This window comes from Mesorhizobium sp. dw_380 (assembly GCF_018588885.1).
In the GTDB taxonomy this organism is placed as follows: domain Bacteria; phylum Pseudomonadota; class Alphaproteobacteria; order Rhizobiales; family Rhizobiaceae; genus Mesorhizobium.
In genome coordinates, this window is sequence record NZ_JAFFIW010000047.1 from 10578 (window position 1) to 34592 (window position 24015).

Annotated in this window: 16 protein-coding genes and 2 pseudogenes; 8 read left to right on the top strand and 10 right to left on the bottom strand. The window is 60.1% G+C overall.

The annotated features are described in order from the left end of the window. Positions 1-1269: 1269 nt before the first annotated feature. The 6 genes and pseudogenes from JT360_RS28785 to JT360_RS28810 all read left to right on the top strand — a co-directional run. A complete protein-coding gene (locus JT360_RS28785) occupies positions 1270-3207 on the top strand; it encodes an adenylate/guanylate cyclase domain-containing protein (RefSeq protein WP_214476084.1) in 1938 nt (645 codons plus the stop codon). 1174 nt (positions 3208-4381) lie between these two features. Then, a complete protein-coding gene (locus tag JT360_RS28790; protein ID WP_214476086.1) occupies positions 4382-4735 on the top strand; it encodes a DUF2293 domain-containing protein in 354 nt (117 codons plus the stop codon). Between the two features lie 257 nt (positions 4736-4992). Continuing rightward, positions 4993-6696, top strand: coding sequence for an SIR2 family protein (locus JT360_RS28795; protein ID WP_214476088.1), 1704 nt, complete (start codon positions 4993-4995; stop codon positions 6694-6696). Beyond that, positions 6693-7280 carry a hypothetical protein gene (locus tag JT360_RS28800; protein ID WP_214476090.1) on the top strand — a complete coding sequence of 196 codons (588 nt, stop codon included), beginning with the start codon at positions 6693-6695 and terminating at the stop codon, positions 7278-7280. Before JT360_RS28795 ends, JT360_RS28800 begins: the two co-directional genes overlap by 4 nt. Next, on the top strand, positions 7277-9730 hold the full coding sequence (locus JT360_RS28805) for an AAA family ATPase (protein ID WP_214476093.1): 2454 nt from the start codon (positions 7277-7279) through the stop codon (positions 9728-9730). The genes JT360_RS28800 and JT360_RS28805 overlap by 4 nt, the downstream gene beginning before the upstream one ends. A 338-nt stretch (positions 9731-10068) precedes the next feature. Next, a pseudogene (locus JT360_RS28810) lies at positions 10069-10479 on the top strand (transposase); the annotation flags it as partial. A gap of 526 nt (positions 10480-11005) precedes the next feature. On the opposite strand, the gene JT360_RS28815 reads toward JT360_RS28810, so the two are convergent. Next, positions 11006-11569, bottom strand: a complete 564-nt coding sequence (locus JT360_RS28815) for a hypothetical protein (protein ID WP_214476096.1) — start codon at positions 11567-11569, stop codon at positions 11006-11008. A gap of 144 nt (positions 11570-11713) precedes the next feature. On the opposite strand from JT360_RS28815, the gene JT360_RS34270 reads away from it, so the two are divergent. Next, positions 11714-12358 (top strand): hypothetical protein, encoded by a 645-nt coding sequence (locus JT360_RS34270; protein WP_250889144.1) that lies wholly within the window; start codon positions 11714-11716, stop codon positions 12356-12358. A gap of 118 nt (positions 12359-12476) precedes the next feature. On the opposite strand, the gene JT360_RS28825 is transcribed toward JT360_RS34270, so the two are convergent. From JT360_RS28825 to JT360_RS28865, 9 genes are all read right to left on the bottom strand, one after another. Beyond that, on the bottom strand, positions 12477-13475 hold the full coding sequence (locus JT360_RS28825) for a sugar-binding transcriptional regulator (protein WP_214476098.1): 999 nt from the start codon (positions 13473-13475) through the stop codon (positions 12477-12479). A gap of 87 nt (positions 13476-13562) precedes the next feature. After that, the gene (locus JT360_RS28830) at positions 13563-14618 is read right to left on the bottom strand and encodes a hypothetical protein (protein WP_284732025.1); all 1056 of its coding nucleotides are present in this window, start codon (positions 14616-14618) and stop codon (positions 13563-13565) included. Next, positions 14619-15701 (bottom strand): ABC transporter ATP-binding protein, encoded by a 1083-nt coding sequence (locus JT360_RS28835; protein WP_214476102.1) that lies wholly within the window; start codon positions 15699-15701, stop codon positions 14619-14621. Positions 15702-15775: 74 nt separating this feature from the next. Beyond that, on the bottom strand, positions 15776-17101 hold the full coding sequence (locus JT360_RS28840) for an iron-containing alcohol dehydrogenase (protein WP_352128659.1): 1326 nt from the start codon (positions 17099-17101) through the stop codon (positions 15776-15778). Beyond that, the gene (locus JT360_RS28845) at positions 17094-18665 is read right to left on the bottom strand and encodes a xylulokinase (protein ID WP_214476103.1); all 1572 of its coding nucleotides are present in this window, start codon (positions 18663-18665) and stop codon (positions 17094-17096) included. The genes JT360_RS28840 and JT360_RS28845 overlap by 8 nt, the downstream gene beginning before the upstream one ends. A gap of 24 nt (positions 18666-18689) precedes the next feature. Continuing rightward, positions 18690-20219: an ABC transporter substrate-binding protein gene (locus JT360_RS28850; RefSeq protein ID WP_214476105.1), complete on the bottom strand. Its 1530-nt coding sequence runs from the start codon at positions 20217-20219 to the stop codon at positions 18690-18692. A gap of 44 nt (positions 20220-20263) precedes the next feature. Continuing rightward, entirely contained in the window at positions 20264-21163 is a 900-nt protein-coding gene (locus tag JT360_RS28855) for a carbohydrate ABC transporter permease (protein ID WP_250889145.1), read from the bottom strand. Next, entirely contained in the window at positions 21163-22074 is a 912-nt protein-coding gene (locus JT360_RS28860; RefSeq protein ID WP_352128662.1) for a carbohydrate ABC transporter permease, read from the bottom strand. Before JT360_RS28860 ends, JT360_RS28855 begins: the two co-directional genes overlap by 1 nt. A gap of 357 nt (positions 22075-22431) precedes the next feature. Beyond that, positions 22432-23478, bottom strand: coding sequence for an NAD(P)-dependent alcohol dehydrogenase (locus JT360_RS28865; RefSeq protein WP_214476107.1), 1047 nt, complete (start codon positions 23476-23478; stop codon positions 22432-22434). A 420-nt stretch (positions 23479-23898) separates the two neighbouring features. Here JT360_RS28865 and JT360_RS34165 point away from each other — a divergent pair. Further along, positions 23899-24012: pseudogene (locus JT360_RS34165) on the top strand (Rieske 2Fe-2S domain-containing protein); the annotation flags it as partial. Positions 24013-24015 lie beyond the last annotated feature (3 nt).

Genomic DNA, 24015 nt, shown 5'->3' on the forward strand with positions numbered 1-24015 from the left:
TACATGCGACCTTGTTCGCCATAACCGCATCTGCTAGATGGCCGAACGGCAACTTCCTGTCCACGTGGATCATTGGCGGCCAACTGATTTCAACCCTACCGTCCCTAAGCCCAAGCGCGGACCGCGAGCATCGAGCGCATCTTCGGTCAGTCCCGCTAGCAGCGGCGTCGGCGCACATGGCAAGCGCACCACTAGGGCAATCGGGTAGAGGCGTCGATGGTGGAAGCGCAGCGACGAAACATGCTCCGATCAGATCAAATAGCAGAGACCCAGATAGCTGCGAGGGCGCTCGTCTACGGTCTCGCACGCATGTGCATTGACGGACACTTTGCGCAGTGGGCAGTGCCTGGACAAGCTGCAGAGCGGACTGTGGAGGCGTATTAAAGCACTTCGTGACACTCATCGGAAACGTCGTGCCCTGATGGGAAGGGCGCCGATGGCAACCTTCGGAAATGGCGCTGCTCGCTCGTTTCCCTCGCCGGCACGAATGGCGCCATTCGATCTATCCGGGACAACCTGCGAGATTTTGGACCTGCTACCTCACGTTTGAGCGCGAGCCCGTGAGGACGGAGTGCATGGTCGGTCAGTCCAGCTAGTCCAGCGGGTCGGCGAAGTAGGCGCACGTTTCGAGCGCACCACTATGGCAATCGGGAGTCGGTTCTGCATGCCATGGGAGGAAGCTGACGAGGGTCACCTCGGTTTCGGGGAACCAATCGACTCTCTTCGCGAGACTGGATGAACCTGATGGAGCGAAGTCCTAGGATTGCCGTGGTGAACGGTGGGGATGCCTCTTGTTGCGGCAGCAGAATTTTCCGCCAATGCTCCGCTTTGTGCGGGAGGGAAGATGGGCCGAGTGGCAGCACGGGTTGTCGACGGGCAAAATCGACCAAAGCCGACATATTCCAGGAGCAGCGGACAGCCCATTCAGACAGATCAAACCTGTCGCGCGATCCGATGAACCGATGCCGCGTGGCGCTACTGCGGGCTTCCAGCAAGGGTGGGCGCTGGTCCGGCAGGAAGAATAGGCCAGAGCCGGACCGGCCGGAGTGGACCACCCCGCAGCATCCTTTCATCCCAGTGTGAGGGTAACGGACCGCACGCTCGAAGATGGCAGGAAATCGACTCGACGTCGGCTTGCCGCGATTTTGGTCGACCTCGCGTGCTCACCGGCTGATTGGCACATGATGCCGGCGTCCCCAATGCGCTATTGCCAAGGGTGTGCTACTGTAATCACTCGCGCAGTGTGATGCTATCCACTGGGGGGCGGTCATGGACCGAAAGCTTGCTGCCATTCTTGCCGCGGACGTGGTTGGCTACTCCAAACTGATGGAGCAGGACGAACAGGGCACGTTCGAGCGTGTCAAGGCCGCCCGCAAGGAACTATTCGAACCTGAGATTGCCCGCCACCATGGCCATATCTTCAAGCTCATGGGCGACGGTCTGCTGGCGGAATTCTCTAGCGTCGTAGACGCCGTCGAATGCGCCGTGGCACTGCAAAGAGGCCTCGGAGAGCGCAATGCGGCCGTTCCCGAGGATCAGCGCTTCGCGGTGCGCATCGGCGTCAATCTTGGCGAGGTGATCGTCGATGGCGACGACCGCTTCGGGGAAGGCGTGAACATCGCCGCCCGCCTGGAGCAGATCGCGGAGCCTGGCGGCGTCTACGTCTCCGGAAAGGTGGCCAAGGAGGTGGAGAAGAAGCTTGCCTTCGCTTTCGAGGCCATCGGCGAGCAGCGGATGAAGAACATCGCAGAGCCCGTCCCGGTCTACCGGGTGAATCTGCGTGGGCAGCCTCGGCGCCGCCTGATCAAAGCTCGTCGCTTGCGCAATAGATGGCTGATGCCGGCGGGGTTGGCTGTTGTTGTGGCGGTAGCCGCCGGTGCCGTTCTCGGCATCCAGGGCTGGTGGAAATCATCGGGTGCGACTGTCGATTACGCGTCGATTGCCGTCCTGCCGTTCGACAACCTCGGCGGTGATCCCAAATGGGAACGGATCGCTGACGGGATAACAGAAGACATCATCACCGACCTATCCCAAGAGGACCAAGTTCTCGTCATCGCACGCCACTCGACCAATGTTTACAAGGGCAAGGCCGTGGACATCCGCCAGGTCGGCGCCGACCTGGGCGTGAGGTATGTTCTCGAGGGTAGCCTGCAGGCGACCGGCGATCGCGTTCGCATCACGACGCAGCTTGTTGATACGGCCACAGGCGCCGACGTCTGGTCCGAGCGCTACGATCGATCGGACGAAGATATCTTCGCGGTGGAGAGCGACGTCACTGCGAAGATCGCAAACAGCTTGGCGTCTCAAAGCGGTATCCTTCGCAAATCTCAATTGAAACTCGCCCAGCACAAGCCACCCAATAGTCTGACGGCTTATGATACCTATTTGATGGCTGACCAGATGGCCTTTACCCCAGTTGGGGGTATCACCAAGGATGGGTTGATCGAAGCAGAGAAGCTGTTCAAAAAAGCCATAGAACTCGATCCGCAGATGGCGCGGGCCTACGTCGGCTTGTCCTACGTCTATAGCTACATGTTTGGCTATGGCTTTGCTGTTTCTCCTGCGGAGGCACTGTCAAAGCAGTTGGAGGCTGCCCAAAAAGCCGTGGAGCTGGATCCGAACAACAACAAGGCCCACGGCGCTCTTGGCCAGGCCCTCAGCTGGAATGGTCAGTGGGCGCAAGCGCTTGTCGAGTTTGAGAGCGCGGAAGCCCTTGGGCCAAACGACGCCGACACTCTTGCGCTGATTGCCAACAACGTTGCTGCGGACGACTCTGCACGGGCGGTCCGCCTTGCGGAACGAGCTGTCTTGCTGAATCCTCACTACCCGAACTGGTATAATATTGGTCTTTACTGGGGATACTTTTTTCAAGAACAGTTTGACAAGTCTCTTAAGTATGTAAGGCTTTATCAGAATCCCTCAGTAAATGAGAAATCCTTTCTTGCCATGCTGTATGGTTACCTTAACCAGCCGGACGAGGCGAAGAAAGTGGCTGAGGAGGTGCTCAAAGAGGACCCCGGGTGGACCGCAGAGAATTTTCTCACAAAGTGGTCAGTCGGCGGGGAGCACGAGACCGAGCTGGTTGCAGAAGGAGCACGGAAGGCCGGACTCCGAGCCTGCGCGACCGCGGCGGAGCTCCAAGACAACCCCAAGATGATCCACGTGAAATCGTGCGACGACGAGCGCGCTAAGGGAGCCTCGGGCTGATTAGCGACTAGTCGGAATGAAGCCGCTCCGCCAAAGCGCGAGCGAGCGCCGCCGGTCCGGGGTTCGAGGCAGGTCGGCTAGGGGGCAGAGTTGGCGCACAAACAGTCCGCGCTATGACACGAAGGTCGGCTTTGTCGTTCCGGAAGCCGCCCTTCGGCTTTCGGCCCAAAGCTTGCGAGGGTAGTTACCCCGGAGGAGGGTTAGGGTGAAGGTTGCGTCCTGTCCGGGAAATGAACCTGCTCCCTGCCGCGACACGGATACCCGCCCGACCCAACCTGGTCCGCGTTGACATTGTCAACTTGCGGCCAGATTGGCGGCGTCCCACACTCAATTCTGTCAACCAGATAGCCGTGCGTTCTCTTAAGCCGTAAGAAAACGCTTTACCCTAAGTTTACATCAAGTTGACAAACCGGAGCCCAAAGCCACATTTTGAAAGTCTGTCAACTTCGCCGGAATCCAGAAGCTGCGCCGTGCCCGGGGAGGCGGCCGCCGTGGAGGCCGAAGGTAAGGCGCTCGGGCGTTGTGATCCTTGATACAGCGGGGAAACTATTTCGCGCCTGGCCCCAATTCGGAACCTGCAGGCCCTCTAAGCCTCTGACAGGCCACATCTAAATAGATGCATTCACGTAGGCCGAATGCACGTGCCCACGAGACATAAGGGACCTGGGCGCAACGACTTCACAGTTTGTTTCCGCGGTTGGAAGTCCCAGGCGCTGCGATCTCGACCCGACGGCTTTCTCAGTCGACTCGTTCTCGATGATCGTTCATTCATCGCGCATCGTCTTTGAAGATCAGCAGAAGTCCACGAACTAACCGGTGTCTTGCGAGTTAGCGAGGTGCCATGGGGCATCAGGTTTCAGTGTGCCGAATTCGCTCACCAAGCTGTCGGGAGAGACCGTCAGACAGCGCCGTGGTGTTGTGCAGCTGAATACTTACAGCTCGGTGCTCGAGCCCTCCAGTGAGGCCCCTTGCCGTTAGCGTCCATCACACAGACCTCGGCGAAGATTGCGGGCATGTCGGTGGCATCGGCGCCCTTTGTCTCGCGCGTAAGCGCGGGCAGGAAGTGTTAGACTCCATCCACTGGCTAAACTCCTCGTCGCGAACGTGTCATCGTTCGGGACACCTCGTTTGCCCAATGCCTCCGCCCTCTAGCCGAAGAATTTGTGGTTCATTGATGTCAGGTGACGACCAGCCCAGACCGAATTCCTCCACTACTTTTTCGTTTGATGTCGTGATGCAACACATGCGCATTCATCATCCAGGCTGCCCCAAGAAGACGTGCCTCACTATGGCTGCACGGGTCAGCGCCAGGGATTGGAAAGGCCTAAAACTGGGCGCAGCGGTCGGTATCGAATTGCAGAAATATGTCCGGCATTCCTATACCAACTACGACAAGCTGCTCCTATCCAGAATGATGACGCGCGAGGAAGCGCGGGCTTTTATTGCGCCTCAGGTCGCGGACATCCTTAGGTCTTGGCGGGGGCCGAAGCTAAAACTGCGACTTGTGCAATTGAAACCGGAAGGTTGATAGTTGGGTATGGTTTCGATCAATCGCCCTTGATGGGAATATCTCGCTCCTAAACCGTGGTATGGCCAGTTTTAGACATTGCTACGCCAATAGGTGCCGTTTCGCTGCAGTCCGATATCGTTCTTGACGGCATCGGACGACAGCCAGCACGGAGACACTGTCATTGTGGCGGTCGCTTTACAGCCTGGCGCAAGAAGACATGGCTAAATATCGCGTGTTCGCATAACATCGTGAACACGTAATGAGGGGGATTCTATTTGCCGGACGCTGCTTCTATTTCAGTCAAGGAAACACTCGCGCTCTTCGACGGCGAATTCGCGGGGCTGAGCAAAGGCGCCTCGCAAGGCGAATACACTTTCTGGCTGGGGTCTGGCATATCTCGCGATCGGGTCGTTGGGCTTGACGGTGTCCTCGCCAAGCTCCTCGAATTCCTTCGTGTCCACGCTACTGCGGAAGCGAACTGCGGATATCGCCTGGCGCTCGAGAAGATCATCGACATGGCGGCTCCCTCCGCAGACGAACGCGCCGGGATCGACATGGCGCAGCAGGCATCGACCTGGCCCAGCCTGAAGAACATCCTCAAAAGGCTGTGGAAGCAATATTCGGCCGTGCTGTCGGTGGAGATACCGGGCGAGAGACTCGACTACCTGCTATGGGAGGGCGTCGACTTTCCCCACACCTTCGGCGCACAGCCCGCCGACGCCGAGCATCTAGCCATCGGCATGCTTGCTCTGGAAGGCGTCGTGACTGAACTGGCAACCGCCAATTGGGACGGCTTGCTCGAAGCGGCGATGCAAGAGCTCGGATATGACGAGACCTTCTATCGGATCACCGTGACCGGCGAAGACCTCCGCAACCCTGCTGCAGCCGCCATCCTCTACAAGTTTCACGGATGCGCCCTGCGCGCGATCGCTGACGAGGCTGCCTATCGCCCTCTACTTGTCGCGCGCACAGCTCAGATCACAGGCTGGAAGAGCAACGAGACCTTTAAGATCGTCCGCGATCAACTTGGCGCCCTCGTTCAACGCAGCCGAACGCTCATGATCGGCATGTCCGCGCAGGATGAAAACATAAAGCATCTTTTCGCCTCGATGAATGCCCAGAAAGGCTGGAAATGGACCGACCAACCGACCCCCATCGTGTTCTCCGCGCAGGAACTTGGCGACGATCAGAAGAACGTCCTCATCGGGGCCTACGGAGAGGCTGATTACGAGGCGCATCGCGACCAGATTTGCGAAGCGGCGCGGCTCCAAGCCTATGCCAAGCCGTTACTGCTGGGGCTGCTTCTCCATGTTCTCGCCGCCAAGCTTGAGGTCCTTGCCAGTGATGCGCAGGCCGCCAATCTCGACCAACCGGCCCGGGCGGCGATTGCCGAGGGGATCCGGGCGCTCCGCGACCGCGTGGCCGATGCAGGTGACGCTGACCGGCCGGCGCTTGCCCGCGCGATAGCGGCTGGGCTCGCTCGCGCACGCCACCAATTACAGAATGGCGTTAGTGCCGCAGGTGTGCAGGCCTATTTCCCGCTCGACGGCGAACCGACGCATCGCATGAAGAATAAGCTGGCCCTGAAAAGTTCGGGCCAGCGAGAGGCCGCTGTGGCCTTGGGTCTTATCGGATTGGAGGAACAGGCAGCGAATTGGGTCAGTTCGATTGACGATCCTGCCGATCCGCGAACTGGTGCACTGCGGCTCACCTCGTCGAACGCCAGCACGCGCATCTTTTTCGCCGCAAACGACGACACCGTCACCAGCTTGCTCGACGCAGGCGCAATAGATGAGACGGATGAAGACGCTGTGGTGATCTGCTCTGGACGCGTTTCGGAGCGACAGCAGCGCAGTCCGAGCGCCGCTATGCGCAGTGGCGCCCTTGGCCCGCGATATGTCGCTTTCGGTCCGATGCTCGGCAGCGCTACCGACCTGAACGAGTTGCGTGACCAGTTTCGCGGCGAGGTGGGGCTATGAGCACGACCGATCGCGTCCTCGATATTCTCGTTCGGGAGGGCGGCTACCGCCAGCTTCCGAAGCCTTTCAAAGTGGGCTCGATTTCCTTCGACTTCACGCATGCGCTCGTCGCCGGCGAACGGGCCAATGACCTCGTCATCGTCATCGAACTCAAGGGTGATACCGTCGATGACGGGGTGGTCCGAAAGATTATGGCACTTACGCGCGCGCTTGACGTGATGCGGTCGAAACGGCCCGTAACGGCGGTTCTTACTTCTGGGCAGCCGCGCACCGAAACCGTCCAATCTATCAGCAAGGTGTGTCGCGTCCTGCCGGTCGGCGCACCAACTGGACCCAACGCGATCAGCGCTGTGCGCGACTGGCTTTCCGCCCTGTTGCCGCTGACCCAGCCGCCTCCCGTCGAAATGCTGCTCGATTGGGAAGCCGACCTGCGCGCCGCTACGGCGGCGTCGGCCAACGGCGAACTCATGGACAACCTAATCAACGCAGCATCTGGCGGCAAGGAAGCAGTTGAAACTGTGCTTGCTGCCGCGATCACCAAACACGTCGATGTCGCGATCAGCGATGAAGGAGACGAGGAATGACTGGCGTTCGGCTGAAGAACCTCGTCGTCGAAAATTTTCGCAGCCTTCGTGGCAAGGTAGTCATCCCGCTCGACGCCCAGGTGGTGCTGATCCACGGCACCAACGGCATGGGAAAGACGAGCGTGCTGTCGGCGCTGGAACTCGGGCTGACAGGCAAGATCGCGCATCTTGCGGCTGAGGGGCCGAGATATCAGTCGTATCTCACTACGCTCGACACCGGCGGCGGCTCAATCTCGCTGAACACAACCGCTCCTCTCGCCGAGGGAGCGGCCATTGGCGGCACGCTAGCTTTTTCTGATGACACCTTCCTCCCCAGGCCACTGCTCGAGACCGACAACGCCCGCTTCTTCGCGGAGCGGTGCTATCTGCCGCAGGCGACACTCGGGCGACTGCTAGAAATCTATGACGACCAAAAAACGGGAACGGCGTCGCCGCTGACCTTGTTCGTCAAGGAACTGCTCGGCCTCGATCCGCTCGATGCTCTTGTCGATGGGCTCGATCACGCATTCAACGTCGCGCGCGTGCGCAAGCTTGTGCCGGAGTTTCGACGCCTCGAAGCGCTCAAAGCTTCGCTGGACGACGAGCGCCGCCAGAAGGACAAAGCGATTGATGACGCGGCGACGACGGCCGCCGAACAGCTCGCTCGCCTCAATGGGATCCTCTCCGCAATCGCCGGCGCCGACGCGTCGCCGGCGGTCACGGAGGCCACCGACCTCAGCCAGCTCAAAGCCAGGCTGGGAGCCGCCCGAGACGGGGATCGTCAGCTCACAGACCTCACCCGGACCCGCTCGGAATTGCGCGGGCTGCAAGAACGCTGGCGATCGCTCCCGTCGCGAGAGTTGAGCCGCGACCAGGCCGGCAGGGAAAGGACTGATCTGGCAGCGGGCGAGGCGCTCACCACCTGGCGGTCGACTAGCGGCGATGCCCTCGATTACGCGATCAACGCGGTTCGCGCCTATTTCTCCGACATCCCCTCATTGGAGGACGGCCCCGAGCAAGGCAGATCAGAGGCGCACCGTCGCGCGCAAGCAGAAGCCGAGCGTTGCGGAAGGCTGCTCGCGGCCCACGCCACGGCAAGTGCACAGGTCGAGACCTTGAATGCGACCGTGCAACGCGCTTCCACCCGGATCGACGAGCTCAACCGAGACCTTTCCGGCGCGGCTGCAGACGCAAAGACGCTCGCGAACGCACTCGCCGGCATCGTTCCGCATATCGACGGCGATATGTGTCCGGTCTGCAGCCGCAACTACGCCGAAATGGACGCTGGGTCGCTTTCGGCCCATGTCGCTGCCAGCATCGCATCGCTCACAAGCGAAGCCGGGCGTCTCCAGTCGCTGGCGACAGCACGGGCCGAAGAGAGTTCGCGTCTGGCCGCCGCTCAGCGCGACCTGCTCAGCGCCGCCAACGCACAGCTTTCTGCCGACGACTTCTCCGAGCTCACCGTGCGCCAGGCCCAGATGACCGATCTGGCGCAACGCCTATCCGACCTGAAGGAAACCGCCGCAGAGGGAAGCAAGTTGATGACCGACGCGGCAACCGCCCGAGAAGGGGTGGTGACAGCCCGCCGGCGGGACGAGCAATCGGTCTCGCTGCTCCCTGAGACCGAGACCATGGTGCAGGCCGTGCTGCAACGCTCCGCCAGCAGCTTTGACAGCATCGATCTCGCGCTTGCCGAGGCCCTTCGGGTCGTCGAGGAGCGCGTCACAGAAGCCGAGCGCGTCGGCGCTGTCAGGATCAAGGCCGGCTCGGAGCTCGACCTGCGCATCCGCGACGTCGCCCAGATCGGCATCCTGCGATCAGAACGCGATGAGACGCTCGCGCGCCTGGAGACCCTCGACACAGCATTCAAGGAAATCGAGGTTACGCGCGGGCGTGCGAAGAAGGTCTCTGAAGCCGCCGATAAAGTGCGCTCCGACATCGTCAAGAAGGTGTTCAACACGTCGCTCAACAAGATATGGCGCGATCTGTTCGTAAGGCTTGCCCCATCGGAGCAATTTGTCCCTGCGTTTCGTCTTCCAGGCAGTGGCGGTGGCAAGGTCGAGGCTGTCCTCGAAACGCTGCATCGTTCAGGCAAGGCATCTGGCTCGCCCGGAGCGATGCTAAGCCAAGGCAATCTCAATACCGCGGCCTTAACGCTTTTCCTCGCGCTTCATCTCTCCGTTCCGGTCCGTATGCCTTGGTTGATACTCGATGACCCTGTTCAGTCGATGGACGATGTCCACATCGCCCAGTTTGCCGCTCTGCTCCGCTCACTTTCCAAAGGCATGGACCGCCAAGTGGTAATCGCGGTGCACGAGCGCGCGCTGTTTGACTATCTGACCTTGGAACTCAGCCCAGCATTTCCGGGCGACAGCCTGATCGCGGTCGAGATCACGCGCAACTTCGACGGAGATGCGGTCGCGACACCCCGCGCATTCGCCTTCGAGAACGATCGCGCCATCGCTGCTTAATAGACGAAACCGCAATGGCGGCTATGCGAAGGCGTGAGGCGGGGAGGGGTTATCGCAGATGAGAGGCGAAAGATTGGCGTCTGAAGCCAGACCGGCGGGTGTCCACCATTTCCTCCAACTGTAGCGGCGAGTTTTCGCCGGTTGGCGTGTGGCATAGAACGCTCTGAGACCGCGACTCTCGGTCGCGTCCCGGGACGTGGTGTAGCTCGGCGGTAGTGAAGCCGTTCGCGAGCGCGCCCTCGATAGCGCTGTAGCGAGCGAGCGGCTTTGCGGTGGTCATCGACAGTTCGCCGGTAAGGTCGGGTTGCTGACACCAACCTGATTCGAAGGAACCATCGATGACCGACGACATGATGAACCTGCGTGCGCTCGTGGAGAAGACTCCAGATTCCGATCTCTTGCGCGAGATGATTGGCTTTGCCGCCGAGCGGCTGATGGAACTCGAGGTTGGGGCCGCCACCGGCGCCGCCTATGGCGAGAAGAATCCGTTGCGCACGGCCCAGCGCAACGGCTATCGCGAGCGCGATTGGGAGACGCGGGCCGGCACCGTCGAGTTGCGCATTCCCAAGCTCAGGAAGGGCTCCTACTTCCCCGGCTTCCTCGAGCCGCGCCGCATGGCCGAGAAGGCGCTGACCGCCGTCATCCAGGAAGCTTATGTGCAAGGCATCTCGACACGCTCGGTTGACGACCTGGTCAAGGCTATGGGGATGAGCGGCATTTCGAAGAGCCAGGTCTCTCGGCTGGCCGCCTGTGCGGTCGTCGGCTTCCATGTCGATGGTAACGGTTATGCGGTATTGCGTCATTCAGGCTTCCTTACTGCAGATTCGTCCAGTTCCGCCTCCAGCTGGTCACTGACAGGCTTGTTCTTTGTGGCAGCGGCGAGAGGAACGCCGTCGAAGCCCTGTAGCCAGGCGTCGGCGTGCGGCTGCCAGTATTCCGGCACTTGGCGCTCCTTGCCGTCCTTGCGGGCTTGGGCGCCATAGAGCAAGGCGTAGTTGTTGCGCTCCTGGTCCGCCTTCGAAACCGCCATGTCATGCTCCTCAATAATTGTGGACCGGTGGCGAGATCAGCAAAAAAAATGCCGGAGACAGCCATGAAGGCGCAACACCACATGCCCACCTTGTCGCCTTGCTTGAAACGCCAAATACCGCCAAACGTCGGCGCGGCGACATAGGCACCAACAAAGAAGCCCTCGATCATCGATCACCTCTGGTGTTCCGACTAATCATGCTCTTTCTCCTGCAATGCCTTCACCGATGCAGAAGGCTGGCTAAATCAGTCAATCTTTGTGCACTTACCAACCGTGATCGAAGGAGTGCCGGTTTGCTCGTTATCCTGGCCGTTGACGTAACCCTCATCGGCGACGGTTACAAACCGCAGCTTGTCGAGATTGAACTGGTAGTTCTCAAACCCTGGTGAGCAGCTGAAGTCGCCAGAGTTGATGAACACGCTTTTGGCGTGCGCGTCGTCGACCATACCGAGGATGGGCTCCAACGGTTGGCACCATTGCGACGCCCGGACCCCTGGCTTCCTTAGGGTCACCCTGTAGGCCGTCGCGCCTTCCACCGTCCCATACATATTGATAGTGGTGTCATCCTGCTTCGCGACTTGGAGGACGAAGGTGCCCTTGTCTGTGTTGAAGATCGCGCCCATCCACTGTTTCGATTGCGCCTCAAACCGGACGCCGCCGGCGGCCTCAGGGATGCAAAGATAAGCCCCTGCGTATTTCCCCGCGGCATCGTAGACCCCCTCGTCCACAGCTCCCACTCGCGAAACCGGCACAAGTGTCGCCGTCGCAATAAGAACGATCGCGCCGCTCAGTGAACGGATATTAAACATGGGATTCTCCTTAGGGCGTCGGCGTGTCCTACGGATTCAGACCGCGCTGGGCAAGCCAGTTATCGAGGAGCTCGAGGCTCGGCTTTGCCTGGTTGTTCTGGTCTCCGGGTGCGCTAGCGGCGACATAGTGCTCCGGCAACAGTTTTGAGATCTGAAAACAAGAACCCGGCGGCCTGTGGAACTGCCAGAGGCGAAGAAGGCGGCGATGCGCTATCAGAACGCCACGGCCTATCATTTCCTGGCGCCCTACCTGCTGATCTTCTCGGTCTTCTGGCTGTGGCCGAGCAGCAGCTCGTTCCTGATCTCCTTCCGGGCCGCGCGCACTGTGCCGTGGAGGTCGTGCCCGGTTTCAACTGGGGCCTCCTGATCGGCGAATCGGCCTTTTTCAACGCGCTGAAGAACACCCTGTTCATTCAGGTCATTCATGCTGGCAAGAAAATAGACCGTCGAGGCCCCGATCTAACTCGACACGCCGGCCGACTGTCCTCTACGTTCCACGTCGGAGTTTCGGCAAGGGGCATCACTATGAACGAACGCTATTCGGCCATCATACGCAGGTTGGGTTCCGCTGCGCTTAGCACCACGACACGGCGCTGGACCGCAGGGGGATTGCTCATTGGGCTCCTGGCTGTGTTTTTCATCCCGGCCATGGGATTGGCAGTAGCTGGCACTGCTATCGCAATCTGGGCCTGGGTGGCTGGAGGCGTCGTGTTTACTGGAGGCTTGATCGGAAACGCTCTTGGAGCGAACAAACAGAACCGCGCGCTTCGTAAGGAAAAAGCTCAATAGGTCTGTGGCGCAGCGCCACGGCGAGCCGATTGGTTGGTCATTTCTTGGTCCGTCACAATGTTACAAAACAAACCATAAGTCGTTGATTTTATTGAAGTGGATCAGAGTTCAATCCTCTCTAGGATTTTTCTGCAAGGATCGATTCAGCAGTCTTTTCGTCGGTGATCAGGACATCAACGACACCAAGACGCAATACGGCCCGCAGCACCGGAACTTTTTCGAGTCCACCCGAAGGCAAGATCACCGTATCGATGTCACGCAAGTTTTGAGGCGCGAGGCCGATAACGCGGCGATTGAGCGGGTGATCAACGAGCTGCCCGTCCGCGTCGATCCAGTGGCCGCAGATGTCGCCAACGGCGCCGGCCTGTTGGAGCGACGTGAGGTCATCCTCGCCCACCAGCCCGATGCGAAAAATCGTGGCGTCCTTGTGCACTGCGCCAACTGAAACAAAAGCGGCGCCGACAGCGCGGGCATGTGTGAAGGCATCTTCCAGAATGGACTGGCGCATGAGCAGATCGCGCGTGGCCTCGGTATCCGTGAACACCGGAGCCGCGATGTAGAAACATTCGGCATCGAACAGCGCCGCGAGCCGAGATGCCATATCATAAATGTTGATGGCCGACCCGCGCGTCAGCCCGCCGAGCAAAGAAACGATCGACATTCCTTTCACCGGGCGCACTGTCACAGACCGGAGGCTAAGCTGGAGCGTCCGCCCCCATCCCACGCCGACCGACATTCCGTCCCGGATTCTAGCTGATAGAGCTTCGCCCGCCGCGGCTGCAATGACCTGCGGTATCAGAGCGGGGTCGGGAGGCGTTGGGACCACGATTGGATCAGAGACGCCATAGACGTCCCGCAGCCGGTGCTCTAGGTCTATGCAGTTGGCTACTTTGGAATTGATGCGAATCTGAACTATTCCCCGCTCGCGGGCAAGCGCCAGCATCCGGTTGACGCGAAGGCGGGTTAGACCGAGAGACTTGGCGATCTGCGCCTGTGTCAGGTCACCCACATAGGCAAGCCAGGCGGCCCGGACGAGGAGCCCTTCCTCGCGATCGACGCTGACGGAATTAGCGAGGGTTTGGCGACCGTCGCGTTTCTTTCGTGGTGGTTTCTCCATTAGAAAGTCATCTCCACACGGGGCGCTACGGCAGCCGGGCGGCTCGGCGGAGCCGTGTCATCGACCTGAAGCGCTTTATGTATTCGCCTACTCACGGTGAAAACTGTCGAAAGACAATACCAGCGGAGCGTCATGGCAAATTGCTTCGACTATGGCGGCCGTCAGCGGCAGGCGATCGCGAGGAAGTACGCCACGGCCCATCATTTTCTCCAGTGTTGGGCCAAGATCCAGCGCCAGCTGCGCCCCCTCGACCGTATCCGAACTCATATGGTCGCGCTTTGCCACGGAATAAGGCAAACCGCGGCCAAGCAAGCGTCCCATGCGACCGTTGCGGCCAGCCTGGCAGGTCACATAAAGGTCGCCGGAACCCGCCAATCCGCGCACTGTCTCAATTCTTCCGCCCAGGGCCTCGACCAGGATCGCCATTTCTTCGAGGGACTGCGAGAAAAGGGACGAGGCCAGATTGTGCATGAGCGCGCCATTCGGCGCCTTGTTGTCGCGCTCAAGCAGCCCGACTGGAGCCCCAACGGCGAGCGTGTAGAAATTCTTGAAAGCAGCGCAGATTTCAACACCGGCGAGATCGAATGACGGCCGCACATGATAGAATGGGGTTCGCAGGAGGCGAGATGCCGCAGCAATACTGTCGGCATTTTGCCCTGCCACGATCACAGACGTATCGCGCTGCGCCGCCAGTTCTCCGGCAATACACGGTCCGCCGACAGCCATCATCGGCATCGACAAGGCGGTGCGCCGTTGAATTTCGCGGGCAACCACGTGCGGCAGGATCTCGATGCCGTCGTCTCCCGCGGCGAGACCCTTTGTGACCATCAAAATCGGCACGGGCGACCTGACGCTCTCGGCGATACGGTCGATCGCCCAGGGAACGCCGGCCGACGAGACACCGAGCACAAGTAGGTCGGGTCCGTCGCTCATGGCGTCAACGAATTCAGTCCACGGGTAGGCGGCAACCGCGGCAGGCAGAGTGACGTTGAGACGCGGATGGTGGCCTGTGCTGACCACAGACGCAACGATCTCCTCATCAAGATGGGTCCCGACGAGGCTGATGCGGTTATCCGCGTGAGCGGCCGGAAGCGTCATGGCAGAGCCCATGACGCCGGCACCGAGGATGACGATGTGCGCCATTTAGTTTCTTCCCTTGTCCAGCCGTTCGCCACTGCCTTGGTCAAACAGATGAATTTGGTCTGGCGCGGGCTCCAGATGGATTCGAGCCCCTGGAGAGAGCTCCATTCGCTGGTGCAGTACCGAGCAGACTGCGATGCTGCCCACGCTGGCGAAGATATGGATTTCAGGACCAGTCGGCTCGACAACGGTGACGGTCGCCGGGATGCCGCTCCCGTCCGTCACAGGTCGAAGATGCTCGGGGCGGACGCCATAGACCACCTTTTGGCCCGGACGGACGGCGGCCTTCGGCGGTAGCGGCAGGGCCAAGTCACCGATCCGCACCACGCCTGCATCGCCGTCGGTGGCCACCTCGCCATGAAACATATTCATTGCAGGCGAGCCGATGAACGAGGCGACAAAGAGATTTTCCGGGCGATCGTAGACGTCGAGCGGGCGCCCGATCTGCTCGATGTAGCCGTCTCGCATGATTACGATCACGTCGGCCATGGTCATCGCCTCGATCTGGTCGTGCGTGACGTATACTGTCGTGGTCTTCAGCCGCTGGTGGAGTTCCTTAATTTCGGTCCGCATCTGCACGCGCAGTTTGGCATCGAGGTTGGACAGCGGTTCGTCGAACAGGAACACGGTTGGATCGCGCACGATTGCGCGGCCCATGGCAACACGCTGCCGCTGACCGCCCGAAAGCTGGCGGGGATACCGTTCCAGGTAGGGAGTCAGATTGAGAACTGACGCGGCCCACGCCACCTTCTGTTTGATCTCTTCCTTAGGGCGTTTCTTCAACTGCATGGAAAAGGCCATGTTGTCGAAAACCGTCATGTGCGCATAAAGCGCGTAATTCTGGAAAACCATTGCAATATTGCGATCCTTGGGATGAAGGGTGTTGACGACATGGTCGCCTATGGCGATGCGACCGGATGTGATGGGTTCAAGACCGGCAATCATGCGCAGCAGTGTGGACTTACCGCATCCTGAGGGGCCTAACAGGACGACGAACTGGCCATCTCCGATCGAAAGGTCGAGTCCATGGATCACCTCTACGGCGCCATAGTCCTTCTTTATGTTGTTGATGGTCACAGACGCCATAAATCGCTACCCTTCAATGCTTGCTGCTGCGTTTCCACTCGCCATGCGAGCCACTGGGAGGATAAAAATGGGTCTCACCATTCGCTCTGCAGAAATTCTTCCAGGAGACCTGCATCGGCCGCCAAATTGACAAAGGACCAGCGGCCGCGGATTTCTCGCGAATAGCGAATGGCGTCGTGCCAAAGCTCTCGGGGCAAGCCTAACTCGGTGCCGGTGACCGGGCCTCCAGCAGCCTTGAGCGCTGCCTCCATGCGGCCGACCGGCATAGCCATCGGCCGAAGCTCCCGGCGCAGAGCCGGCCAGATTTCCTCGAGCTTCCGATTGAAAGCTTCTGTCGCTCTGTGGTCGAGTGCTGTCTTCCTCATTTCGGCTATGCACAGCGGTCCAAGTTGCGCACCGTAGCGTCCCAGCATCGCCGCCTCATCGATGAGCGTCGGCTTTGCCCGAGGCGGCTCTTCCATGTCCAGCAGCATCGCTTGCATACGTGCCATGACCAGCGACGCCACGCCAACCTGCTGACCGTGGGTGGTACCGGGATGATGCTCCCGCGCGAACATGTCGACCCAATGGGAAATTTGGTGCTCCCCCATGGAGCCGGGGTGCGAAACGCCGGCGAAGCAAACTCCCATCGAGCACAGCGTCAAGACGCGCTGCAGATGCCCGACGGCGGTGACATCATGGGACGCGAGGCCCGACGCGTGGGCCAGCATCGGCTCCTCGTCGCCGGCCTGCAGCCGATACGGCACGTCGGAGTAGTAGGTCCCGAAAAGCCGATGCGAAGCCCACCAGTCGAGCTGCGCAGTGGACCGGCAGAGGCTGTCGCCAAGGCCAGCAGCACTGAGCCAGCTGGGCGCCGCCGCCGACACACCAAGGTCCAGGAAGATACCGCGCGGGGCGTGCGAGGGCAGCGAGATCTTGAGCCCCGAAGCCAAGGTCACCGACGCTGTCGAGGCACCGTAGCCATTCATCGACGCTGCGGTTCCAAAGACCGCATAAGGCCGGCCGTCGAGGAAGGTTGCGTGCTTGCAGCTGTCGTTGAGGACTCCGGACCCGACGGCAACGATGCCGTCGGCATAACGCGTTTTCTCCCTGACCAACTCGACCGTCGTTTCTTCGCAGTCGAGGCCGTCGGGCAGCACGATTTCGTCAATATCGGCGACAGTGCGCAGCGCCTTAGCGACGCGTCGGCCCATTACTTCGAAAGTGTTGACATCGGACACGACAGCAATCCGGCTGCCCAGCCTCAGAGGCGCGATGAGATCTGCCTCGCGGCCCTCAGTCGTCTCAAGCAATTCGATCGTCTGGAAGGGCAGGTCAGCGGCAGCGCCGGTCTCAGAATCCTTCCAGCGTCCTGCGACAACATCCTCGATCAAGGCATTCCAGTTGATCCTCTCAGCCACGGTCAGCCTCCGTGTAAGCCGCCAGTCGCTGGTTCCAGGCCGAAATCGTTGGCCAAAGATCGGCGTGAATTGCAAGGAGTTCGGCATACCGGCCGGCATGGCCTGCATCGGGTTCGAAGGATTTGGCGGGCTCGCTGGCCATTGCAAGCGAGGCTTCGGTGATGCTGGAAAACCAGCCCACCCCCTTTGCCGCTGCCATTGCCGCGCCGAGCGAGGAGGCTTCCACAGTCCTCGAACGCTTTACGGGACGATTGAGTGCATCCGCCAGAATCTGCATCCACAGGTCAGACTTCGCTCCTCCGCCGATCGCTATAAAGTAGTCGATGTCCTGGTTGGCGGCGGCAGCGGCCCGCTGACTTGTAGCTGCCTGATGGAGCGCTATGCCCTCCAGCACCGCGCGATGGATGTCACCGCGGCGGCTCGAGCCGGAAAGCCCGGCAATCACACCGCGGGCGCCGCTGTTCCAGTGGGGATCCATGACGCCTTGCCAGTAGGGCAAGAGCATTATGCCGCCGGCGCCGATCGGGCTGGCTGCGGCCTCGGCCTCAAGCGCCTCCAGGTCCCCGTTGCAGCCATGCAGATCGACGCCAAGCATTTCGCGCGCCATCCAGTCGACGAGGAAAGTGCCGGCTCGCAGACACGTCTCGTATATGTAGCCATCCTCCGCGATGGCATTTTCGGTCCGGAAAGCCGGATCACAGACGTAGTCGGTGCCGAAACTTCCCGAGACGACCGCTGTGCCAAGGTTGATATAAGCGCTTCGCGGCTGCAACACACCGGCGCCCGTTCCGGCGCATTGACCGTCGCCACCACCGGCCACGATCGGCGTGCCCTCCCGCAAGCCAGTCAGCGTGGCGGCTTCCTGAGTAACCTGGCCCAGGACGATCCCAGGCCGAGCCAAGTCCAGCATCACATGCCGGGCGACGCCTGCCGCCTCCAGTATCTCGTTCGACCAGTCGAGTGCGCGCATGTCGAGCACACCCATCGGGTCCGCCGAGGCAGTGGACGTGATCCATCGGCCGCTCAGGCGAAAAACGAGATAGCCGTGGACTTCGGCCATTCGTTCCACCCGGGCAAAGATCTCGGGCTGCTCCTCGCGAAACCAGATCATGCGATAAAGGCAAGGGATGACGTCCAGCGGCTTGCCGGATATTGCGTGGACGCGTGCCGCGCCGAAGGTCTCGCCGAAGCGGCGTGCTTTCTGGCGAGCCCGCTCGTCCAGCCAGAGTGTCGCGGGCCGGAGCGCTTCGCCCTGTTCGTCGAAAAGGCCGAAGGTCTCGCGCTGGTTGGAAATGGCAAGGGCGGCAATGCGCGTTGGCGAAACTGTTGCAGTGACAGTGCGCAGCGCTGTGACCGTCGAGGCCCACCACTCTGCCGGATCCTGCTCGAAATACCCCGCGCGCGGGTTGGACATCGCTATCGGCGCGCGACCCTCCGCCACGACGCGTCCATTGCGATCCCAGGCAATTGCCTTGGTTGCCGAGGTCGAGGAATCGATGCCGATGACGAGGTCCGGAGCCATTGCCGCCACATTGCCAAGGGCGAGGGCGGCCGAAACCGCCATCGCCGAAATACCCCAAATACGCCGTTAAAGCCCGGCGTCCTTGACCTTGCCGTCGACAATGCCGGCGATGGCATCGAGGCATGCCTTGGCGTCGCCGCCATACTCTTGGCCAGTCAGCAGCTTGCCGAGTTCGACCGGAATGTCATTGTTCGATAAATCCGCCCAGATGGGCATGTCCGGCTCGGACCCCATTTGATTGTCAATTGTATATTTGATCGCGTCGAAATGGCGTGTCGTTCCTGGTCCAACGACGGCCTTCGCCTTCACCCGAGGATCCGTGAAGGAGGAATTGCGCATCGGCGAGGCGCCGCCGCCGAGCGTCGAGACGCGCGCCATCACGTCCTTCGAGCAGACCCACTGCATGAACAACCAAGCCGCTTCCTTGTTCTTGGAATATTCCGACAGGGAAATCGTCGAGCCACCCTGGTGACCGACGGCCGGGATTTCGTTGAAGCCGCAATCCGCGACGGCGCGGCGGCCGGGAACCTCCCTGGGCGCTGGCAAAGCCTCGAACAGGCCTTTGACCTTGGAATCGTTGGCATCGAAACCGGGGAAATCCTCACCCCAGGTGATGGCCATTGCGGCCTGCCCCTGTGTCAGGGCCTGCCCCTGTCCATCCCAGGTCCATGTCGTTGCCGATGGTGGCGAGTTCTTGACTAGTTCCTGATAGAATTTCAGCCCGGCCACGCCGCGCTCATCGTTGCCGACGAATTTCTTGTCCTTGTTGAAGATCGAACCGCCATGACCCCAAAGTGCGAAGGTCCAGTCGCATTCGAGCGAATAGTGGCCGGACTTCGCCTGGCATGCTGTGCCAAAGATGCCATTGCCCTTTTCCGCCTCGGTCAGCGCCTGCACGGCTTTGATATAGGCGTCAAGGTCTGTCGGCAAAGCGATGTTATGCTTGTCGAAAAGGTCCTTGCGATACATCAAGATGAAGATGGGAATATCGAAGGGAATTCCGCATTGCTTGCCATTGTACATGGCGATACCGTCGACCAGCGGCTTGGAAAAATCGTCCCAGTCGAAGTTGGGCATCGCCAGTGCTTTGTTCTTGTCGTAATACTCGCGTGGATCGATGACATCCTGTGCAAATGTCGCCATCCAGGACTGGTCGAGATAGTAGACATCATAGGTGCCTAGTTGGCCTTGCACGTCCTGCGTGGCCTTTGCGAGTACCTGCTCTAGCGGCACGATCTCGACCTCGACCTCAATGCCGGTTGCCTTGGTGAATTCGCCCGCGACAAGTTGGTTGGCGACAATCGTGGGCGGCGTTGCTTCCGAGGTGTAGCGAATTTTCGTGCCGGCATATGGCTTACCGACATCAGCCAGCCACTTCAGCATGTCCGTGTCCTGGGCTCGAGCCTCCTCGATCCCAAGACCCAGCATCCCCCGATTGGGGCGGCCGCCACTCAACATAGCCGATCCGAAGGCGGAAAAGCCAACGCCTGCCAGCGCCATTTTCCTCATAAAGTCGCGTTTGGTTATTCGACGCGCCGTAAAGTCGTTGCAGGTATCGGCGACGAATGTCTTCTTGTCGTGGTCTCTGAAGCTCATGATCGTTCCTCCGTTGCGTTGTCGTCGTTCTTCTCGTCCAGGCCTTACTCCTTGAGAGATCCAAGGGTGAGGCCGCGGACCAGATGTCGTTGAACCAGCAGGATAAAGATGAAGCTCGGTATGATCGCAGACGTGCCGAGTGCTGTGATGTAGCCCCATTCGGTCGCCGTCGAAGTCACAAACGTCGAGATCTTCACCGGGACAGTGCGGATCGACGTCGTCAGGAACAGTGAGAGCAGGAACTCGGTCCAGGAAAAGATGAAACATAGTACGGCGGTTGCGGCGACGCCGCCCTTCACCATAGGAAGGACCACGCGTGCGAACGTCTGCCATCGCGTCGCACCGTCAATCAGTGCCGCCTCGTCGACCTCGCGTGGAACATCGTCGAAGAACGACTTCAAAAGCAAAACCGCCAGCGGCAGATTGATCAAGCTATGGACGAGGATGAGCCCAGTGTAAGTATCGCGCAGGCCAAGGTCCCGGAACATGAAAACGATCGGTATGACGATCGCGATAGGCGGCATGAAGCGTTGCGAGAGGATCCAGAACAGGAACGACTGCTGCCCGCTAAAATGCATTCGCGACAGACAATAGGCAGCCAGCGTCGCCAGGAGCAGTGTCAGTGCCGTCGACCCGACCGCTATGATCGCGCTGTCGAGCAACGACTGGCGGGAATCGTAGGAATTGGCGCCCCCCTTGATTACCCCTGCCGCCTCGCCCCCCTGTTCCATGCCGATTTCCACCCGCGAGACGCCGAGCAGCGTCACGCGATAATTGTCCGGCGTCGGTTTGAAACCGGTATAGACCGGTCCACTGCGGTCGAAGATCGCCGAATAGGGTTTGATAGAGGACAGCGCCCACCAGGCGATCGGGAACATGAAGATCGCGACCACCAGCACGGCGAGCAGGTCACGTGCGATCATCTGGGCGCGGGAGGGTTCCATCAGAACCTCACCTTGAAAAGCTTGACGAAAAGGTTCGACACTCCGATGAGGACGACGAGCACGATCAGCGACAAGGTCGCGGCGTAGGGAAAGTCTCCCGTGAAATAGATGCGGCCCGCGTAGAACGAGAGCGTCTCGGTGGCCGTACCCGGCCCGCCGGCAGTGATGATGTAGACATAGTCGTAGATTCGAAAAAGATCGACGCCGCGGATCAGCACCGCGACAGCAATCACCTTGCGCAGCATCGGCAATGTAAGTCGCAAGAATGTCTGGATCCCGTTGGCTCCATCGATCGCCGCCGCTTCGAAAGGCTCCTTCGGCAGCGCCCGTAGGCCTGCCAGGATGATGAGCACCATGAACGGCGTCCATTGCCATATGTCCGCCAGCAGGATCGCCAGCAGTGCGGTTACCGGCTGGGTCAGAATCGGCTGTGCCGGCGAGATCAGGTTGAGGGCATAGACATAGAACGACAGGACACCGAACGAGCCGTCCTGCATCAGTAGGAACATCATTCCGGTCACCGCGGGTGGCACGACCAGCGGCAGCGTCATCAGCGCCCGCAGGATCCCGTACCCCTTACGATCGGTGTCAAGCAGAAGGGCGATGAGGATGCCGAGTGCAAGCTGAACTGCAAGCGCGATGAATGTATAGATCAGCGTCGTTTCCAACGCATGCCACATGCGCGTATCCGAAAATGCGCGTGCCCACTGGTGGAATCCGGCAAAATCAAGCTGCCGGGATACGACATTGCGTTTGTGAAAGGACAACCAGACCGAATAGGCGAGGGGATAGATGCCGAACACAAGAAGCATCACGGTGATCGGCGCGAGCCAGGGAAATGGATGCTCGGCCGTCATGAACCGGGGCAGGGCCCATCCGGACCTCTTTCGCGTGAAAGTCGCCGTGCTCACGCGCAAATCTCCGCTGGATAACAGAGATGCATCGGCCTTCTCCCTACCGGCCAGATCGTGCGGACTTGAACTTTTGTAAGTTTGTTGTGTCTTTTGTTAAGGTAACGTGTGGGACGGCCGTCGATTTGTCAAGATAGGGTTTGATGGCACCCGTGGAGTGGATCCGCACGTTGGCGATCACGTGCGAACAGGAACGGTTCTTCAAAAAACAACGGCAAGAATGTCTGCGGATACCGAGAAACCCGCATCCTCCGGCCGCTGCAGCCATGCAGGCCCAATACCGTCGCCCGTCTACTCCGCGAAGCGCGTGACAAACGCGCGACGCATCAACAAGATTTGAGAGCAGCCAGTCTCACATTAATCCGGTAGGGTGATCTGAAGCTTCACGTCGGCCGGCCGGCCTTCGACCGCGCGGTCGAAGGCTGCGATTGAGTCCTCGAAGGCAAAGGTCGCCGAAATGAGCGGCTTTAAGTCGACTCGGCCCGACCCCATAAAAGCAATCGCCCGCTCATATTGGTGTGCATAGCGGAACACAGTCTCGATGCGGACTTCCTTGGTTGAAGCGGTCGCGATGTCGAATGGCACCGGCGCCACCGGCAGGCCGACGACAACCACCGCGCCACCGGGCCGCAGCAGATCAAGAAGCTTTTCCCACGCTTTGGGCGAGCCGGAGCATTCGAACACCACGTCGGCGCCCCAGCCGTCGGTCAGGTGCTTGACCTCCCTCGTCAGGTCCTTTTCTCGAAGATTGACCGGGATCACCCCCTGGTAGCCGGCGGCAATTTCGAGCTTGGGTTGCGCGAAATCTGCGACGATTGCGCGCGAACAGCCCCCAGCAAGGGCAGCGATTGCGACCATGGTGCCAATTGGTCCGGCGCCGAGCACGACAGCTGTATCGCCGGGGGTGATTTTCGCTTTGGTCGCCGCCTGCATCCCCACGGCGAAAGGCTCCACCATCGCGCCTTCACCGAAGCTGATATTGTCGGATAGCTTGAAGGTGTAGTTGGCGGGATGGACGACATGGGCCGTCAGCACCCCGTGGACAGGCGGCGTTGCCCAGAACCTTACGGCAGGATCTATGTTGTAGAGGCCAAGCCGGCTCGCCCGCGAATTCGGGTCGGGGATGCCCGGCTCCATGCAAACGCGGTCGCCGACCTCTAGATGCTCGACGCCTTCGCCTATTTCGACAATTGTCCCGGCGGCTTCATGGCCCAGAACCATAGGTGCTTCGACCACAAAGGGGCCAATACGGCCGTGGGTATAGTAGTGGACGTCCGAGCCGCAAACCCCGACGGTGTGGATCTTGATCCGGACCTGGCCCTGGCCGACGGCCTGCGGCAGGTCTATGTCACGCAGCTTAAGATCGTGCTGGCGTTCAAGAACGAGGGCGCGAACTTTGGTCATTAGCATCTCCTTCTTCAAAACTGGCTGCCGTGTTTCGAACCGCAAGCCCTAGCCAGCTGAAATTTTCCATTTCACGGTAAATCGTGCGATTCGCACATGGGGAAATCGCCCTCCAGAAAAATTGCATCCAACTACCGACTAAATTCGTTTGCATGACAGCAACGACGGCGAGAAACTGCAGTGTGAAGACAACCTAGCCATTGGTGCAAGCAGTGCCGTGAATCGGAGGGCGCGCTGGCCAGGCAAAGGTATTCCGATGCATCGGGATTGCCGCTTCGATGTATCAGCGATTTTGACGGGATCGCCGAGGAAGAAGAAAATGGCTGAAGATCATGTGAGGGCCCGGATCTGGTCCAAGGCATCGCGTTGTCCGAGCTTCCCGATGGCAGAAAGGTTGTCGGCCATTGCGGCGACGAGCAGGTGTTGCTGGTGCGCCGCGGGGCCGAGGTCTTCGCCATCGACGCGACTTGCACACATTACGGCGGGCCTCTCGGTGACGGTCTTGTGGTGGCGGATACCATTCGGTGCCCGTGGCAT

Bases quoted from the DNA above. Each gene is read 5' to 3' on its own strand.
- JT360_RS28865 (WP_214476107.1), bottom strand. From the start codon at position 23,478: ATGACCAAAGTTCGCGCCCTCGTTCTTGAACGCCAGCACGATCTTAAG.
- JT360_RS28845 (WP_214476103.1), bottom strand. From the start codon at position 18,665: ATGGCGGTTTCGGCCGCCCTCGCCCTTGGCAATGTGGCGGCAATGGCT.
- JT360_RS28830 (WP_284732025.1), bottom strand. From the start codon at position 14,618: ATGGCGCACATCGTCATCCTCGGTGCCGGCGTCATGGGCTCTGCCATG.
- JT360_RS28785 (WP_214476084.1), top strand. From the start codon at position 1,270: ATGGACCGAAAGCTTGCTGCCATTCTTGCCGCGGACGTGGTTGGCTAC.
- JT360_RS28815 (WP_214476096.1), bottom strand. From the start codon at position 11,569: ATGTTTAATATCCGTTCACTGAGCGGCGCGATCGTTCTTATTGCGACG.
- JT360_RS28835 (WP_214476102.1), bottom strand. From the start codon at position 15,701: ATGGCGTCTGTGACCATCAACAACATAAAGAAGGACTATGGCGCCGTA.
- JT360_RS28825 (WP_214476098.1), bottom strand. From the start codon at position 13,475: ATGGAGAAACCACCACGAAAGAAACGCGACGGTCGCCAAACCCTCGCT.
- JT360_RS28850 (WP_214476105.1), bottom strand. From the start codon at position 20,219: ATGAGCTTCAGAGACCACGACAAGAAGACATTCGTCGCCGATACCTGC.
- JT360_RS28855 (WP_250889145.1), bottom strand. From the start codon at position 21,163: ATGGAACCCTCCCGCGCCCAGATGATCGCACGTGACCTGCTCGCCGTG.
- JT360_RS28790 (WP_214476086.1), top strand. From the start codon at position 4,382: ATGTCAGGTGACGACCAGCCCAGACCGAATTCCTCCACTACTTTTTCG.
- JT360_RS28800 (WP_214476090.1), top strand. From the start codon at position 6,693: ATGAGCACGACCGATCGCGTCCTCGATATTCTCGTTCGGGAGGGCGGC.
- JT360_RS28805 (WP_214476093.1), top strand. From the start codon at position 7,277: ATGACTGGCGTTCGGCTGAAGAACCTCGTCGTCGAAAATTTTCGCAGC.